This is a genomic window from Xanthomonas arboricola pv. juglandis (assembly GCF_001013475.1).
GTDB lineage: Bacteria > Pseudomonadota > Gammaproteobacteria > Xanthomonadales > Xanthomonadaceae > Xanthomonas > Xanthomonas arboricola.
In genome coordinates, this window is the sequence record NZ_JZEF01000005.1 from 118,278 (window position 1) to 135,339 (window position 17,062).

The 17,062-nt window shown below is 68.0% G+C and carries 12 protein-coding genes; 10 read left to right on the plus strand and 2 right to left on the minus strand.

What is annotated here, in order from left to right:
- Window positions 1-114 precede the first annotated feature (114 nt).
- The 10 genes from XARJCFBP2528_RS17700 to XARJCFBP2528_RS17745 all read left to right on the plus strand — a co-directional run bounded on the left by XARJCFBP2528_RS17700 (window position 115) and on the right by XARJCFBP2528_RS17745 (window position 15,884).
- Entirely contained in the window at window positions 115-3,036 is a 2,922-nt protein-coding gene (locus XARJCFBP2528_RS17700; RefSeq protein ID WP_047124963.1) for a ligand-binding sensor domain-containing diguanylate cyclase, read from the plus strand.
- Between the two features lie 328 nt (window positions 3,037-3,364).
- Window positions 3,365-5,452, plus strand: coding sequence for a putative bifunctional diguanylate cyclase/phosphodiesterase (locus XARJCFBP2528_RS17705; protein ID WP_026064755.1), 2,088 nt, complete (start codon window positions 3,365-3,367; stop codon window positions 5,450-5,452).
- A gap of 370 nt (window positions 5,453-5,822) precedes the next feature.
- On the plus strand, window positions 5,823-6,953 hold the full coding sequence (gene flhB / locus XARJCFBP2528_RS17710; protein ID WP_047124964.1) for a flagellar biosynthesis protein FlhB: 1,131 nt from the start codon (window positions 5,823-5,825) through the stop codon (window positions 6,951-6,953).
- Between the two features lie 17 nt (window positions 6,954-6,970).
- Entirely contained in the window at window positions 6,971-9,043 is a 2,073-nt protein-coding gene (flhA, locus tag XARJCFBP2528_RS17715) for a flagellar biosynthesis protein FlhA (RefSeq protein WP_211257632.1), read from the plus strand.
- An 814-nt stretch (window positions 9,044-9,857) separates the two neighbouring features.
- Complete coding sequence (gene flhF / locus XARJCFBP2528_RS17720) at window positions 9,858-11,540, plus strand: flagellar biosynthesis GTPase FlhF (protein WP_047124966.1); 1,683 nt, start codon at window positions 9,858-9,860, stop codon at window positions 11,538-11,540.
- Window positions 11,527-12,411, plus strand: coding sequence for a MinD/ParA family protein (locus XARJCFBP2528_RS17725; protein WP_010374294.1), 885 nt, complete (start codon window positions 11,527-11,529; stop codon window positions 12,409-12,411). The genes flhF and XARJCFBP2528_RS17725 overlap by 14 nt, the downstream gene beginning before the upstream one ends.
- On the plus strand, window positions 12,408-13,175 hold the full coding sequence (locus XARJCFBP2528_RS17730; RefSeq protein WP_024937674.1) for an RNA polymerase sigma factor FliA: 768 nt from the start codon (window positions 12,408-12,410) through the stop codon (window positions 13,173-13,175). The genes XARJCFBP2528_RS17725 and XARJCFBP2528_RS17730 overlap by 4 nt, the downstream gene beginning before the upstream one ends.
- 35 nt (window positions 13,176-13,210) lie before the next feature.
- A complete protein-coding gene (cheY, locus tag XARJCFBP2528_RS17735; protein ID WP_002813536.1) occupies window positions 13,211-13,603 on the plus strand; it encodes a chemotaxis response regulator CheY in 393 nt (130 codons plus the stop codon).
- On the plus strand, window positions 13,603-14,229 hold the full coding sequence (locus XARJCFBP2528_RS17740) for a protein phosphatase CheZ (protein WP_047124967.1): 627 nt from the start codon (window positions 13,603-13,605) through the stop codon (window positions 14,227-14,229). Before cheY ends, XARJCFBP2528_RS17740 begins: the two co-directional genes overlap by 1 nt.
- A gap of 2 nt (window positions 14,230-14,231) precedes the next feature.
- Window positions 14,232-15,884: a chemotaxis protein CheA gene (locus tag XARJCFBP2528_RS17745; protein ID WP_016904945.1), complete on the plus strand. Its 1,653-nt coding sequence runs from the start codon at window positions 14,232-14,234 to the stop codon at window positions 15,882-15,884.
- 199 nt (window positions 15,885-16,083) lie between these two features.
- Here XARJCFBP2528_RS17745 and XARJCFBP2528_RS17750 read toward each other — a convergent pair whose 3' ends face one another.
- Window positions 16,084-16,773, minus strand: a complete 690-nt coding sequence (locus XARJCFBP2528_RS17750) for a hypothetical protein (protein ID WP_047124968.1) — start codon at window positions 16,771-16,773, stop codon at window positions 16,084-16,086.
- 85 nt (window positions 16,774-16,858) lie between these two features.
- Window positions 16,859-17,062 (minus strand): SymE family type I addiction module toxin (locus XARJCFBP2528_RS17755; RefSeq protein ID WP_047124969.1); only part of this gene is annotated, 204 nt, incomplete at its 5' end.

Here is a 17,062-nt window from a genome sequence, read left to right on the forward strand (position 1 = left end):
CAGCCGCTAGTCGGTTTACTGCGGCCTGCTATGGGGGCCGCCCATGGCAAGCGTGAGACACCCGCGCGAGGGGCGCGGACCACACGCGCCGATGCGTGGGAGAGTGCAACGCTCGTGGGGGTTGAGTACCGTCAATGCAGGTCGTCAGGCCGGCGTGCACCGTTCTTGGCGGTGCTGCTGCTGGCCTTGCTGTCGCTGGCCGATCTGGCCGGCGCGCAGAGCGCGAGCATTCGTCGTTACGCCCACGACCAGGGCTTGCTCGGGCTGGCCGGCACCTGCCTGCTGCAGACCCGCGCCACGCTGCTGTGGGTGTGTACCGAAAGCGGCCTGTATCGCTACAACGGGCGCAGCTTCCAGCAGGTCATGCTGGATGGCCTGCGCAACGAACCGATCACCTCGATGACCGAAGCCGCCGACGGGCGGCTGTGGGTGGCCGGCTTCCAGGCCCTGTTCGTCGGCGACGAGCACGGCTTCCGCAAGCTGGCCCCCGACGAGGCCGAACACCTGCAGGAAGGCATGCTGCTGGCCAGTCCCTCCTGGGGCACGGTGCTGGCCAATGGCGGCACGCTGGAGCGGCTGAGCGCACGCGGCAACGGCCACTGGCATAGCGAGCCGCTGCTGGACACCGCCACCCGGGTGCGCGTGCCCGAGCTGTCCAAGGTGCTGAGCCTGTCGGTGGACGGCGACACCTTGTGGGCCGGCTGCGCCAAGCGGCTGTGCGCTATCGATGCGCAACGCAAGGTGCAGGTGTACGGGCCGGACCAAGGCGTGCCGGAAGATCGCTGGTACAGCGTATTGCGTGATCACGACGGCGCACTGTGGGTCCGCGGCACCGGCAACCTGCTCTATCGCGCGCCGGGCGCCAGCAAATTCAGCGTGCGGCCGCTGCCCTTGCTCGATGGCAGAACCATCGGGCGACAGGCGCCGTTGGTGCTGGACCGCGAAGGACGCGTGCTGGTACGTCGCAACGACGGGCTGGCGCGCTGGGAGAACGGCCGCTGGCGCAGTTTCGGCGCCGACAACGGGCTGCCGCCCGGCAGCAGCGATGCGATCCTGGTAGACCGCGATGGCGATGTCTGGATGACCGTCGATGGCGAAGGCCTGGTGCGCTGGGCCGGCTACGAATGGATCGAGAACTGGGACGTCTCGCAGGGCATGCCGGCCGCGCCCACCTGGTCGATCGCCCGCGACGCGCAGGGCGCGCTGCTGGTCGGCAACGAACACGGCACCGGCCGCCAGGTCGATCCGGGCGGCCGGTTCGTTCCGGCCCTGCAGGCCTCCGGGATCCAGATCGTGGGCATGCAACGCAGCGCCGACGGCAGCCTGTGGACGCTCAATTCGGCCGGTTTCCTGCGCCGCACCTGGCCGGATGGCCGCAGTGCGCAGATCGCCAAACTGCCGCGCACCGCACGCCGCCTGCTGATCGATCGCCAGGGGCGGATGTGGATGCTCAGCGCGGGCGGGCTGTTCGTGATCCGGCGCCCGCTGGAAGGCGGCACGATGGAAGCGGTCACCGAGATGCCCACCATCGCCTATACCGATGTCCAGCAGACTGCCAACGGCACGCTGTGGGTGTCCACCGCCAACGGCTTGTTCCGGCTGCAGGGCGCGCGCTGGTCCAGGGTCGAGGTGCTGGTCAATGGCGGCACCTCCGACCCGTGGATCAGCAAGTTCCACATCAGCGATAGCGGCGAGGTGTGGCTGGCGTTCTACCGGCCCGGTCTCTGGCACGGCATGCTGCTGGGCGAGCGGCTGGATCTGCAGGCGATCAGCGACGAGGCGTTGCGCGATGTCGGCGTCTACCTGATGCGCGGCGACAGCCTCGGCCGGGTCTGGGTGGGCCATGCGCGTGGCGTGGAGGTCTACGACGGCGAGCGTTGGGCGCATCTGTCGCAGTCGCAGGGCCTGCTGTGGGACGACATCTCCGAAGCGGCCTTCGCCGAGGATCCGGATGGGTCGGTCTGGATCGGCACCTCGCGCGGGGTGAGCCATCTGCTGGACCCGGCGCGGCTGTTCGATGCGCGCCAGCCCAGCGTACGCATCGACAGCGTCAGCCGTGGCGGCGTGCCGGTGCAACGCGGCCAGTTGCTGGGCTGGAGCGACAAGCCGCTGCATATCGAGCTGTCGACGATGGAGGTGTACGACGACCCAAGTCGCCTGACGGTGCGTTACCGCCTGCTCGGTCTGCACAACGAATGGATCCAGGGCAACAACCTGTCGATCGACCAGGCGCCGCTGCCCTCCGGGCACTTCCGTCTGCAGGTGCAGGTGCTGGACCACTACCGCCGCACCGCCTCGCCGATCGCCGAGCTGCCGTTTGCGGTGGCCCCGCTGTGGTGGCGCAGCCCGCCGGCGATCGCGTCGTATGTGCTGATCGGCAGTGCATTGCTGGCCGGCCTGTGGCGCTGGCGGCACGGCCAGCTGGTCGCGCGCGAGCGCATGCTGGCCGAACTGGTGGCCGAGCGCACCTGTCAGCTGGAGCACGAAAAACGCGATCTGGAAAGCGCGCGCGCAGCGCTGGCCCTGAAGGCCAGCCACGACGCCTTGACCGGCCTGCTCAACCGCTCCGGCGTGCTCGAAGCCATGGCCGACGAACTGCAGGCCTGCGCGCACGGCGGGCATCCGCTGGCGGTGGTGCTGATCGATCTGGACCATTTCAAGCTGGTCAACGACGAGCATGGGCATCTGGTCGGCGATGCGGTGCTGGCCAAGGTCGGCGCCCGCCTGACCGCCTGCCTGCGCGACTCGGACAAGGTGGGCCGTTACGGCGGCGAGGAACTGCTGTTGCTGTTGCCGGGCATGTCGCGGCACAGCCAGCACCGGCTGCGCGCCATCCACGAAAAGCTCAGCCTGGCACCGTACGAGGTGGGTGCCGCCCGGCCGCTGCAGGTGACCTGTTCGGTCGGCGTGGCCTGGTTCCGGAACGGCGACAACGCCGCCACGCTGCTGGCGCGTGCCGACGAGGCGCTGTACCGCGCCAAGCGGCATGGCCGCAATCGCATCGAACCGGAAGAGCCCGAATCGTCGGTGGCGTGAGCCCAAGAGTCGCCAGTCGGGCGCAGCTCGCTACGTACGGATTTCAGCTCGACGCACAACATCCACGCCTGCACTGGCAGCCACCCGCATGCCGGTCACGGCACCGCAGCATCGCCCGCACCGTCACCTCGCGCACAGAAACCCTCACCGCCAACGCGCCACATCACAGCCATCGCCGGCTGCCCTGCCCGGCCGACCAGCGCAGTTGCGCGTGACCTGCGGCGCACGCGCGTCGATCGCCGCAGGCTGCCCGCAGGCGCTCAAGAAGTGGCGCCCGGGGTCGCTAGGTGCTTGAGCAAGTGCGTCCCTCGGCGCCGGAAGTGGATGGGTGGTCGGAACCTATAACCCTGGCATGGTGATGCTGTCGCTGGTGGTGGCCGTGCTGGCCTCCTATACCGCACTGCATTTGGCCGCACGTGTGACTGCCAGCCGTGGCGGCGATGCCGTGGCCTGGCTGATGGGCGGCGCGGTGGCGATGGGGATCGGCATCTGGTCGATGCACTTCGTCGGCATGCTGGCGTTTCGCCTGCCGATTCCGCTGGGCTACGACCTGGCGCTGACGACCTATTCGATGCTGGCTGCGATTCTGGCATCGGCATTCGCGCTATGGCTGACCTCGCGGGCCGATCTGCCATGGCCGCGGCTGGGCATGGGCGCGGTGCTGATGGGGCTGGGCATTGCGCTGATGCACTACATGGGCATGGGCGCGCTGCGCATGTCCCCGGCCATCAGCTACGACCCGCTGCTGTTCGGGCTGTCCCTTGCCATCGCCATCGGCGCCTCGGCGGCGGCGTTGTGGATCGCCTTCCGGCTGCGCCACGACGGCCGCCGCTACAGCCTGCGCCTGATCGCGGCGATGATCATGGGCGTGGCGATCGTGGGCATGCATTACACCGGCATGGCGGCCGCGCAGTTCGCGCCCGGCAGCATCTGCGGCGCGGCCGCCGGTGCGCACCTGCCGCTGCCCTGGCTGGCCGCGGTGGTGGTGCTGGTCACGCTGGCGCTGCTGGCGCTGGCGCTGGTGATCTCGGTGCTGTCGCGGCGCTTCCAGCAACGCACCGACGTGCTCGCGCGGTCGTTGGCGCAGGCCAATGCCGAGCTGGTGCTGGCCGCCCTGCACGACCCGCTCACCCGCCTGCCCAACCGCGTGCTGCTGCACGAGCACGTGCTGCAAAGCATCGACCGCGCCCAGCGCGACGGGCAACGCTTTGCGGTGATGCTGATCAACCTGGATGGATTCAAGGCCATCAACGACGGCTACGGCCACCAGTTCGGCGACCAGTTGCTGGTGGCGGTGGCCGGGCGCATGGGTGCGCACCGGCGCGCCCACGGCAGCCTGGCGCGGCTGGGGGCCGACGAGTTCGTGCTGGTGTCGGCCATCGCCGACCCCGAGGATGCCGCCGCCATCGCCGCGCATCTGCTGCAGGCGCTGGCGGTGCCGTTCCTGGTCGCCGACCAGGAATTGCGCCTCAGCAGCAGCGTCGGCATTGCGCTGTATCCGGAGGATGCCGGCAGCGAGCATCAATTGATGATCCATGCCGATGCGGCGATGCGTCACGCCAAACGGGCCGGCCGCAACCGTTACAGCTTTTTCGAGCGCTCGATGACCGGCACCACCCGCGAGCGCCTGCAGCTGCTGCAGGATCTGCCGCGTGCGCTGGAACTGGGCCAGTTCGTCCTGCACTACCAGCCCAAGTATTGCGCCGACGATGGCCGCCCGGTCGGCGCCGAGGCGCTGCTCCGCTGGCAGCACCCCGAGCGCGGCCTGGTGCCGCCGGACAGCTTCATCCCGCTGGCCGAACGCAGCGGCATGATCGGCCCGCTCGGCAGCTGGGTGCTGCAGCAGGCCTGCCGGCAGATGCGCGACTGGCGCGAGGCCGGACATGGGCACTGGCGGGTGGCGGTCAACCTGTCGGCCACGCAACTGGCCTCGCCCAGCCTGCTGGACGAGGTGGCCACCACCCTGGTCGATTACGCGATCCCACCGGCCCAGCTCACCCTGGAAATCACCGAGAGCATGGCCATGCGCGATGCCGAGGCCTGCCTGCGCACGCTCGGCCAGCTCAATACGCTTGGCGTGCGCATCGCCATCGACGACTTCGGCACCGGTTATTCCAACCTGATGTACCTGCGCAAGTTGCCCGCGCACGAACTCAAGATCGACCGCAGCTTCGTGCAGGCCCTGGACAATGGCCCGGAAGACATCGCCATCGTCGCCGCGGTGGTGGCACTGGCCCACACCATGCGCCTGCAGGTGGTGGCCGAGGGCGTGGAGACCACCGCCCAACGCAACACGCTGGAACGGCTGGGCTGCGACCAGCTGCAAGGCTATCTGCTGGGCCGGCCAATGGACGCCGAGCACTTCATCGCGGTGGTGGTCGCCCAACGCGACGGCCCAACTCGCCCGACCGGCTGAGCGACGGCGTCAAAACAGCCGCCGCCCCGGCATCCACGCGCTACGGACCCGCCAGCAGCCCCACGCACAGCCGCTGCATCCCGCTTCCCAATCCCGATTCCGACCTGCGGCCCTCTCCGCGCACGCGGCGAGCTGCGCGCCTCCCAACTGCAACAGCCGTCGCAGGCGCGCAGGCGCGTCGATCTATCGCGATGGCAGCGCCATCCACAAAGCCTGGCGTGCACTTGCCCATCAACAACCACAACACCCCACCAGCGGCTCCACTCCCAGCCGCTGCATCCCGATTCCCCAATCCCGATTCCCGATTCCCGGCCTCCCAAACTGGAACGCCATTTGCATGACGCAGGGCTGACCAGTCACCGGCACCTCCATGTCCGAGTCCGAAGACGGCGGCGAGCGCACAGAGCTTCCCACCGAAAAACGCCTGCGCGAAGCCCGCGAGCAGGGCAACGTCCCGCAATCGCGCGAGTTGTCCACCGCTGCGGTGTTCGGGGCCGGCGTGTTCGCGCTGATGGCCCTGGCCCGCGGCATCGGCGACGGCGCCAGCGTCTGGATGAAGACCGCGCTCAGCCCGGACCCGAAGATGCGCGAAAACCCGATGGCGCTGTTCGGCCACTTCGGCGATCTGTTGCTGCAACTGTTGTGGGTAATGGTGCCGCTGATCGGCATCTGCCTGGCCGCCGGCCTGGCCGGCCCGCTGTTGATGAGCGGACTGCATTTTTCCGCCAAGGCGATCATGCCCGACCTCACCAAGCTCAACCCGGCCAACGGGATCAAGCGCATGTGGGGCAGCAACAGCCTGGCCGAGCTGGTCAAGTCGGTGCTGCGGCTGCTGTTCGTCGGACTGGCCGCCAGCCTGTGCATCTCCAAGGGCCTGCACGGCCTGCGCTCGCTGGTGAACCAGCCGCTGGAACAGGCGGTGGGCAACGGCCTGGACTTCACCAAGAGCCTGCTGTTCTACACCGCCGGCGCGCTGGTGCTGCTGGCCGCCATCGATGCGCCGTACCAGAAGTGGAACTGGCTGCGGAAGCTGAAGATGACCCGCGAAGAGATCAAGCGCGAGATGAAGGAAAGCGAGGGCAGCCCGGAGGTCAAGGGCCGCATCCGCCAGATGCAGATGCAGATGTCGCAGCGGCAGATGATGGAAGCGGTGCCCAAGGCCGACGTGGTGCTGATGAATCCGACCCACTACGCGGTGGCGCTCAAGTACGAGGGCGGCAAGATGCGCGCCCCGATCGTGGTGGCCAAGGGCGTGGACGAAATGGCCTTCCGCATCCGCGAAGCCTGCGAACAGCACCGCGTGGCGATCGTCACCGCCCCGCCTTTGGCACGCGCCTTGTATAGAGAAGCGCAAATCGGCAAGGAAATTCCCGTGAGACTCTATTCGGTCGTGGCCCAGGTGCTGTCCTACGTCTACCAGCTGCGTGGCTGGAACGGCGGCCCGATGCCGGAATTGCCGTCGCTGGACGTGGATGAGTTCGGCAAGGGAGCCAGCGCATGAGCGCCCAACCCGCCCCGATGAATGCCCGGCGCGTCATGGAGTTGCTGCGCAATGGCCTGGGCGCGCCGCTGGCCCTGATGGCCATGCTGGCCATGCTGATGGTGCCGCTGGCCGCGCCGGTGCTGGATGCCCTGTTCACCTTCAACATCGCCATCTCGCTGATGGTGCTGCTGGCGGTGGTGTACGTGCAGCGGCCGCTGGAATTCACCATTTTCCCGATCGTGCTGTTGATGACCACGATGCTGCGCCTGGCGCTGAACGTCGCCTCCAGCCGCGTGATCCTGATCAACGGCCAGGACGGCCATGCTGCCGCCGGCAAGGTGATCGAGGCGTTCGGCCAGTTCGTGATCGGTGGCAACTACGCCGTGGGTATCGTGGTGTTCGCGATCCTGACCATCATCAACTTCGTGGTCATCACCAAGGGTGCCGGGCGCGTGTCGGAAGTGACCGCGCGTTTCATCCTGGACGCCATGCCCGGCAAGCAGATGGCCATCGACGCCGACCTCAACGCCGGTTTGCTGACGCGCGAGGAAGCCAAGGCCCGCCGCGAAGAGGTCCGCGAGGAAGCCGACTTCTACGGTGCGATGGACGGTGCCAACAAGTTCATCCGCGGCGACGCCATCGCCGCCATCCTGATCCTGTTCATCAACCTGGTCGGCGGCATGGCGGTGGGCATGTTCCAGCACGGCATGAGCTTTGTGGATGCCGCCTCCACCTACACCCTGCTGTCGATCGGCGACGGTTTGGTGGCGCAGCTGCCGGCCCTGCTGGTGTCGTCTTCGGTGGCCTTGCTGGTGACCCGCGCCTCGCGCGCGCAGGACATGCGCGGCGCCATGATCAGCCAGGTGTTCGGCCAGCACCGCGCCCTCGCGGTGGCCGCAGCCATCCTGGGCCTGGTCGGCCTGGTGCCGGGCATGCCCAACGTCGCGTTTTTGACGCTGGGCCTGATCCTGGGCGTGATCGCCTGGAAAATGTACAAGCGCAGCCTGGTCATCCCGCCGACCGGCGACCCCGCCACCGATCCCAAGGCCGCCGCCGCGGCCACTGCCGCCCAGGCCAGCTCGGAGCTGAGCTGGGACGAGCTGCGCCCGATCGACCCGCTGGGCCTGGAAGTGGGCTACCGGCTGATTCCGCTGGTTGACAAGAATCAGGGCGGCGAACTGATGGCGCGCATCAAGGGGGTGCGCCGCAAGCTCACCCAGGACATCGGCTTCCTGGTGCCGCCGGTGCATATCCGCGACAACCTGGAGCTGTCGGCCAACGCCTACCGGTTGCTGGTACACGGGGTGCCGGTGGCCACCGCGGAAATCTATCCCGATCGCGAACTGGCGCTGGACCCGGGCGGCGCGCTCGGCCAGCTCGACGGCATCCCTGGCAAGGACCCGGCGTTCGGCCTGGACGCCACCTGGATCCAGCCGCACCAACGCGCCTATGCCGAATCGATGGGCTACACGGTGGTCGACCCGGCCACCGTGGTCGCCACCCATCTGTCGCACCTGATCCGCGAACACGCCCCGGAACTGCTCGGCCACGAGGAAGTGCAGCAACTGCTGGCGACCCTGGCCAAGACCGCGCCGAAGATGGTCGAAGACCTCACCCCGAAGGCGCTGCCGCTGTCGGTGGTGGTGCGCGTGCTGCAGAACCTGCTGATCGAGCGCATCCCGGTGCGCCAGCTGCGCAAGATCGTCGAAGCCCTGGTCGAACACGCCCCGCACAGCCAGGACCCGACCACCCTCACCGCCGCGGTACGCACCTCGCTGGGCCGCTTCATCGTGCAGGAAATCGCCGGCATGTCGGCCGAGCTGCCGGTCTACACCCTGGCCCCGCAGCTGGAGCGCGTGCTGCAGGAATCCACCCACGGCAACGGCGTGGCGCTGGAGCCCGGCCTGGCCGAGCGCCTGCACCAGAGCCTGGCCGACTGCGTCGGCAAGCAGGAAGCCCGCAACGAGCCGGCAGTGGTGCTGGTGCCCGGCCAGGTCCGCGCCGCCCTGGCCCGCCTGGTCCGCCACAGCGTCCCGTCCCTGTCGGTACTGGCCTACAGCGAAGTGCCCGAAGACAAGCGCCTGAAGCTGGTCGGCACGATCAGCTGAGACCGCCCGCCGACCAACGCACCCTGTGGGGGCGCACCCGGGCGCGACAGGCGTTACCGGGACAGCCCGTCGCGCCCGGGTGCGCTCCTACGACAGGCCAGGCAATCCGGGAACACACCGCGGACGCCGACACCACTGTAGGAGCGCACCTGGGCGCGAGGGCTTTACCGGCACACCCCGTCGCGCCCGGGTGCGCTCCTACGACAGGCCAGGCAATCCGGGAACACACCGCGGACGCCGACACCACGGTAGGAGCGCACCTGGGCGCGACAGGTTTTACCGGCACGGCCCGTCGCGCCCGGGTGCGCTCCTACGAACCTATCTGCGCGGCTGGCCATTACGCTGGCCAGCAATGGCAGCAGGCCGGCAACCGACCAGCACCCCGGCGTCGGAAAGCCGCCACTGGTCCGGATCTCCAATCGATTGCGCGGCGCTGGCCGTTTCCAGACGGTCCAAGCGCTCCAAGCTCGGCCTTCCGCCCGCCAGCGCACCCGCCTGCACGACGACGCCACTGCATCGCCGCCCCGGAAAAAAGTCAATCAATCCATTGACTTGAAACCGTCGGACCCGACAGTACACGCCGCTCCCGCCCCGTCCCGACGCCCCCGCTCCCCGCGCCGGAACCCCGGCACCCCGTTTTGGCACGCAGCGTGCATTAGCTCTGCCGAGACCGCAGCCAGCGCCACCGCTGCGGGGCGAGAGCAGCACTTGGAACAACCGAACGGGACAGGCAACTCATGACGCTGGCAACACACCCACATTCATCGCGCACCCGTCCGGCGTTCGGCGGGTCCCGTTCCTGGAGGCACTTCGCATGAAAATCAAACGCTTCGTTGCCCCGGACATGCGCACCGCATTCCGCATGGTGCGTGAAGAACACGGCCCGGACGCAGTGATCCTGTCCAATCGCCGCACCGCCGAAGGCATCGAGATCGTCGCTGCCAGCAACTACGACGAAGAACTCGTGCAGCGCGCCCTGGAAACCGCGCGCTCCGAGACGCCGGCCGTTGCCGCCGCGCCGATCCCGTCGGCACCGGCCCCGCAGGCAACGGCCCCGCAAGCAGCAGCCGCACCGGTCCACGCACCGCTGAAGCCGGCCGCCGATGCCGGTACGAGCCAGCGCCAGCGCGTTGCCAGTGCCGCCGAAGACATGATCGCCGCGATGGCGCTGCGCCAGCCGGTCAATGTGCCGCGCCAGCCGCAGGTGCCCGCACCGGTGCGTAGCGCCGCCGTCCCCTCGCCCGCCGCCCAGGCCCTGGCCCACGCCGTCGCGGTGACCGCCGCACCGCGCCAGGAACACGCGCTGTCGGCCGTGCCGGAACAGCTGTTCGCCGATTTCCTGACCACCGCGCCGGTGCAGCGCGCCGCCGTGCAGGCTGCGCCGGTGCAGGCCCCGACCCCGATCATGGCCGCCGCCGCTGCCCCCGTGCAGGCCGGCTACGATCAGGACGAGGACGCGCTGGACGACGACGCCGACTTCGACCTGGACGCGCTGCCGCAGATCCTGCCGCCGGCCGCATTGCCGCCGCTGGTGGTTGCCCCGCCGGCGCTGGCCGCGGTGCCGGTCGCCGCCGCCCCGGCGCCGCAGAACGATGAAGAACTCAAGCAGTTGCGTGGCGAGCTGGCGCTGATGCGGCAGATGATCGAGCGCGAAATGAACCGCCTCACCGACGAGCGCCTGCGTGGCTCGCCGGTGCGCGCGCAGGCACTGGAGCTGATGGACGACTACGGCTTCGACGCCGGCCTGATCCGCGATGTGGCACTGCAGATCCCGGCCGATACCGAATTGCACCGCGGCCGCGGGCTGATGCTGGGGCTGCTGTCCAAGCGCCTGCCGGTGGCCCCGGTCGACCCGCTGGAACGCGGCGGCGTGATCGCCCTGGTCGGCCCGACCGGCGCCGGCAAGACCACCACCATCGCCAAGCTCGCCCAGCGCTTCGCCGCCCAGCACGCCCCGCGCGACGTGGCCCTGGTCACCACCGACACCCAGCGCGTCGGCGGCCGCGAGCAGCTGCACAGCTACGGCCGTCAGCTCGGCATCGCCGTGCACGAGGCCGACAGCGCCGAAAGCCTGCTGGAACTGCTCGAGCGCCTGCGCGACTACAAGCTGGTGCTGATCGATACCGCCGGCATGGGCCAGCGCGACCGCGCCCTGGCCGCCCAGCTGAACTGGCTGCGCGCCGCGCACCAGGTCACCTCGCTGCTGGTGCTGCCTGCCAACGCGCACTTTTCCGACCTCGACGAGGTCGTGCGCCGCTTCGCCCACGCCAAGCCCCAGGGCGTGGTGCTGACCAAACTTGACGAGACCGGCCGCTTCGGTAGTGCGCTGTCGGTCGTCGTCGATCACCAAATGCCCATCACCTGGGTGACTGACGGACAGCGGGTCCCCGACGACCTGCACCGCGCCAATGCCGCCAGTCTCGTTCTTCGCCTTGAAGATTTGCGGCGCGCTGCCGATAAGCCCTGTACTCCGGAGCACAACCATGCAGTCGCGTGAATACGCCAAGCTGACCAACGCCTTCCCCCTGTCGGCGACCCGTCCCGAGCCCCTGGGCCCGGTGCGCACCATTGCCGTGACCGGTGGCAAGGGCGGCGTGGGTAAAACCAACATCTCCGCCAACCTGGCCGTGGCGCTGGCCGACATGGGCAAGCGCACCCTGCTGCTGGATGCCGACCTGGGCCTGGCCAACCTGGACGTGGTGCTGGGCCTGTCGCCCAAGTACACCCTGGCCGACCTGATCGCCGGCCGCTGCACGCTGGATGAAGTGATCATCGAAGGCCCCGGCGGCGTGCTGGTGGTCCCGGCAGCCTCCGGTCGCCGCCACATGGCCGAACTGGCCCCGGCCCAGCACATCGGCCTCGTCAACGTGTTCTCCGAGCTGGAACGCGACCTGGACGTGATGGTCATCGACACCGCCGCCGGCATCACCGACAGCGTGCTGACCTTCTGCCAGGCCGCCCAGGACACCGTGGTGGTGGTCTGCGACGAGCCGGCCTCGATCACCGACGCCTACGCGCTGATCAAGGTGCTCTCGCGCGAACGCGGCGTGGACCGCCTGCAGATCATCGCCAACATGGTGCGCGACCCCAACGAGGGCCGCCTGCTGTACGACAAGCTGTCGCGGGTCTGCGAAAAGTTCCTCGGCGACGTGTCGCTGAACTACCTGGGCCACGTGCCGCAGGACGACTGGTTGCGCCTGTCGGTGCAGCGCCAGCAGCCGGTCATCAAGGCCTACCCCGCCAGTCCGTCGGCGCAGGCCATTGCAGAAATCGCTCGCCGTACCTCGCGCTGGCAGGCCCCCACCGTGCCGCGCGGCAATGTCGAGTTCTTCGTCGAACGCATCATCCAACGGGGAGTGGCCGCATGAGCACCGCTACCGCAACCACGGCCAGCGCGCAGTACCGCGCCGTGCAGCGCAACAACGCCAACGACATCGTCACCCAGCACGCCGACCTGGTGCGCCGCATCGCCCACCATCTGGCCGCGCGCCTGCCGGCGAGCGTGGAAGTGGACGATCTGATCCAGGCCGGCATGATCGGCCTGATCGAAGCCTCGCGCAGTTACGACTCCGAACAGGGCGCCTCGTTCGAGACCTATGCCTCGATCCGCATCCGCGGCTCGATGATCGACGAAATCCGGCGTGGTGACTGGGTGCCGCGCTCGGTGCACCGCCGCGCACGCGACGCTGCCGCCGCCGTGCGCAAGATCGAACAGCACACCGGCCGCGCCGCCGCCGCCACCGAAGTGGCCGCCGCGATGGAGATGCCGCTGCCCGACTACCTGCGTCTGATGGAAGATGCCGCCCGCGGCCAGGTGCTGAGCCTGGAGTCGCGGATCGAGGATCACGGCGAGCTGGACACCACCGCCAAGGGCGGCCCCAATCCGCAGCAGATGATGGAGCGTGGCGAATTCGGCCGCGAGCTGGGCAAGGCCATCGGCCAGTTGCCCGAGCGCGAGCAGCTGGTGCTGTCGCTGTACTACGAACAGGAATTGAACCTGAAAGAAATCGGCGCCGTGCTCGGTGTCAGCGAATCGCGCGTCTGCCAGATCCATGGCCAGGCGGTGGTGCGTCTGCGCGGCCGCCTCAAGGTCTTCGAACTGGCCGATGCCGGTGTCGAAATTGACGAATGATTTTTTCGCGCATTTTTTAGTGTTAGGAGCTTGATGTGAACAAGAACATGCGGATTTTGATCGTGGACGACTTCTCGACGATGCGACGTATCGTCAAGAATCTGTTGGGCGATCTGGGCTTCACCAATACCGCAGAGGCCGAAGACGGCAACAGCGCATTGGCGGCGTTGCGGGCCGGCCCGTTCGATTTCGTGGTCACCGACTGGAACATGCCCGGCATGACCGGCATCGACCTGCTGCGCAACATCCGCGCCGACGCCAAGCTCAAGCACCTGCCGGTGATGATGGTGACCGCCGAAGCCAAGCGCGAGCAGATCATCGAAGCGGCCCAGTGCGGCGTGAACGGCTACATCATCAAGCCGTTCACCGCACAGACGCTGGAAGAGAAGCTGGGCAAGGTGTTCGAACGTCTGGCGGCGACCGCCTGATGAACGCCACCGTGGAAGCCGATGCCGAACGTGCCGCCCTGATCGAGCGCCTGCAGCACGCGCTCGATGCACTGGAAAGCGGTGACCAGGTCGCCTGGCGGCGCGAGGTGGACCACCTCGCCGCGCTGCGCACGCGCCCGATGATGCAGAGCCTGAGCCGGCTCGCGCGCGAACTCGGGCAGGCGCTGGGCGAGCTGCCCACCGTGCCCGAGGAAGCCGGCGAACTGGACGATGCCTGCTCGCGCCTGGACCACGTGGTGGAAATGACCGAGAAGGCCAGCCATCGCACGCTGGACCTGGTCGAGGAATGCCGCGAGCTGGCCAATCAGCTGCGCGACGGTGGCCTGAACCAGGACCAGGGCGCGCTGATGGAGAAGATGCGCCATAACCTGACCGAGCTGTCGCTGGCGCAGAGCTACCAGGACCTGAGCGGCCAGATCATCCGTCGCGTGGCCGGCATCGTGCGGCGCGTGCACGAGGGCTTCGGTGCGCTCGGCCTGCCGCCGAAGAATCCCGAGCCGAAGAAAGACGACGGCGGTCTTGCCGGTCCTGCAGTCAAGGGCCTGGACCGTCACGCGGTGTCGCAGGACGACGCCGACGACCTGCTGTCCGGATTGGGGCTGTAACCATGAGTGCTGTTCCAGACGATATTGCTGCCGATTTCATTGTCGAGGCCCAGGAAATCCTGGATCGCCTCGGCGAACAGCTGGTGTCGCTGGAACAGGCACCGGACGAAGCCGACCAGCTCAACGCGGTGTTCCGCGGCTTCCACACGCTCAAGGGCGGCGCCGGCTTCCTGGCGATCAAGCCGATGGTGGAGCTCTGCCACGCCGCCGAGGAAACCCTGGGCATGGCGCGCTCCGGCCAGGCGGTGTTGCAGGCGCATCACTTCGATGCCGCGCAGCAGTCGCTGGATTATCTGCAGGCCATGCTGGATGCGATGGGCTCGGGCGAAACCGTGCCGCATGCACCGGCCTCGCTGATTGCGCAGTTCGACGCCAAGAGCGGCCCGCCGGCGGTCAAGGCCGCGCCCAAGGCCGCTGCCGCTGCACCCGCACACGATGACGCACACGGCGCTGCTGCGCCGGGCGCCAAGGCCGCGCCCAAGGCGGCGGCCAAGGCCGCCGACGCCGAGCAGACCGTGCGCGTGGACACCAAGCGCCTGGACGCCATCGTCAACCTGATCGGCGAACTGGTGCTGTCGCGCAACCGTCTCAAGACCCTGCGTACCCGCCTGCGCGACGAAGAACTCGACCGCGCGGTCAGCACGCTGGACATCGCCACCGCGCGCCTGCAGACCGCGGTGATGCGCACCCGCATGCAACCGGTGAGCAAGGTGTTCGCGCGCTTCCCCAAGGTGGCCCGCGATGTCGCGCGCACGCTGTCCAAGGAAGTGGAACTGGAACTGATCGGCGCCGAGACGGAACTGGATCGCAATCTGGTCGAGGCCCTGGCCGACCCGCTGGTGCACCTGGTGCGCAACGCGATCGACCACGGCATCGAATCGCCGGCCCTGCGCGAAGCCACCGGCAAGCCGCGCAGCGGCCATGTGCGCCTGTCGGCGCAGCAGGAAGGCGACTACGTCAGCATCGAGATCCAGGACGACGGCGCCGGCATCGACCCGGAACGTCTGCGTGAGATCGCCCGCAACAAGGGCCTGATCGACGCCGAAGCCGCCGCCCGCCTGAGCACCGACGAGTGCCTGCATCTGATCTTCATGCCGGGCTTTTCGACCAAGGCCGAAGTCACCGACATCTCCGGCCGCGGCGTCGGCATGGACGTGGTGCAATCGCGCATCCGCGAACTCAGCGGGCAGATCCAGATCCAGTCCGAACTGGGCCGCGGCAGCCGCTTCATGATCCGCGTGCCGCTGACCCTGGCGATCCTGCCCACGCTGTTGGTGCAGGCCGGCGAAGCGGTCTACGCCTTGCCGCTGGCGCGCGTGGTCGAAGTGCTGCACGCCCCGCAGACCTCGCTGGGCTGGTTCGACGGCCGCGCCGTGCTGGACCGCCGCTCGCACACCCTGCCGCTGATCGACCTGCGCCGCTGGCTGGGCGTGCCGGCCGAACAACCGCCGCTACTGACCGTGGTGCTGCTGCAGGCCGGCGAAACCCGCTTCGGCCTGGTGGTGGACCAGGTGCGCGGCCGCGAGGAAGTGGTGATCAAGCCCCTGCCCCGCGCCCTGCGCGGCCTGCCCGGCTACGCCGGCGCCACCCTGATCGGCGATGGCCGCATGGCGCTGATCCTGGATGTGGATGGCTTGCGCTCCAGCGATCATTGAGGTTGGGGATTCGGGATTGGGGATTTGAGAATCGGGAATCGGGAATCGGGAATCGGGAATCGGGAATCGTCAAGACGATCCTGGTTGCCTGATCTAACGACAACGGCCGCGTACTGCGGCCGTTGTCGTTTCACTACCAGCATGGCTGCCGATCTATGCCGCTACGCGCGCGGGCATGGGCGCGATGGTTTGGCGACGGTCAGGCTGCCGTGGAAGTGAACCTGGAACCGTTATTTGTGGAACCGTTATTTGAACGAATGTAGATCCATTCAACACAGTGGTGCTCCACCCGCTCCTGCGGTGCATCTGACTCACCTCGTGGAAACACCTCCACGCGCATGCCCGGGCGGCTGAAGAAGTCACTCATCCATCGCCCGTCTTCCACCATGTTGCGTTGACGTACAAACCCGGCGTTTTCCAGCTTCTTGGTAAACGTATCGAAATCGATCCTGCAGATCTCCGTCATGGGCGGAGAAGCACCCGCTTGCGCTGGAATAAAAGTGAACTCGAACCAACGCCCCGCAGTAGGCGTCTGGTCCATGCCAAAGCTGTAACCCCACTCACTGGTAAGTGGAGCACTGGCGCCATAACGCTTGGAATCAGCTGCCGCACGTGTCACCGGAACCCCCATTTTTGACTGCAGGTGGTCAGGTGTCAGATCGTCCAGTCCGTCAATAGCTTGAATCAACGCAAGCATGCGGGTGAGCGCATCCTCTGCCGTTCGTATTGGCCCACTAGGTTCACTGCCAGCGGGAGTGACTGCGGATTCGGATGAGGAACGCATGGCAGATGTCTCCGTGACGGTTGCCGGAGCTGCGCCGCCCGCCGCGTGGGCGCAAGCTCCCAGAGCCAGAATGGCGAGCAAAGCGTAGAGGGGGCGCGCGATCATGAAGCGTCCGTAGTGCGCTGATGTCGCTGCGACGCTAGTGGCATGGGGCACTGAGGTCAATCGCAGGTCTCTGTCACCCGCACCATCATCGCCGCACGCTACGCGCCTTGGCCGGCACCTCCACCGGCGGCAACACCTCCATCAGCAGCTGCCCTTCGCTGGCGGTGATGCGCAGCTTGGTGCCGATGGCAAAGCCCAGTTGTTCCAGCCATAGGCCGCTGAGGCGGACGTGGGGCACGTGCTGGTCGCCGGCGTGGTCGTGGGCGCCGGGGTAATGGGTGTAGCTGAC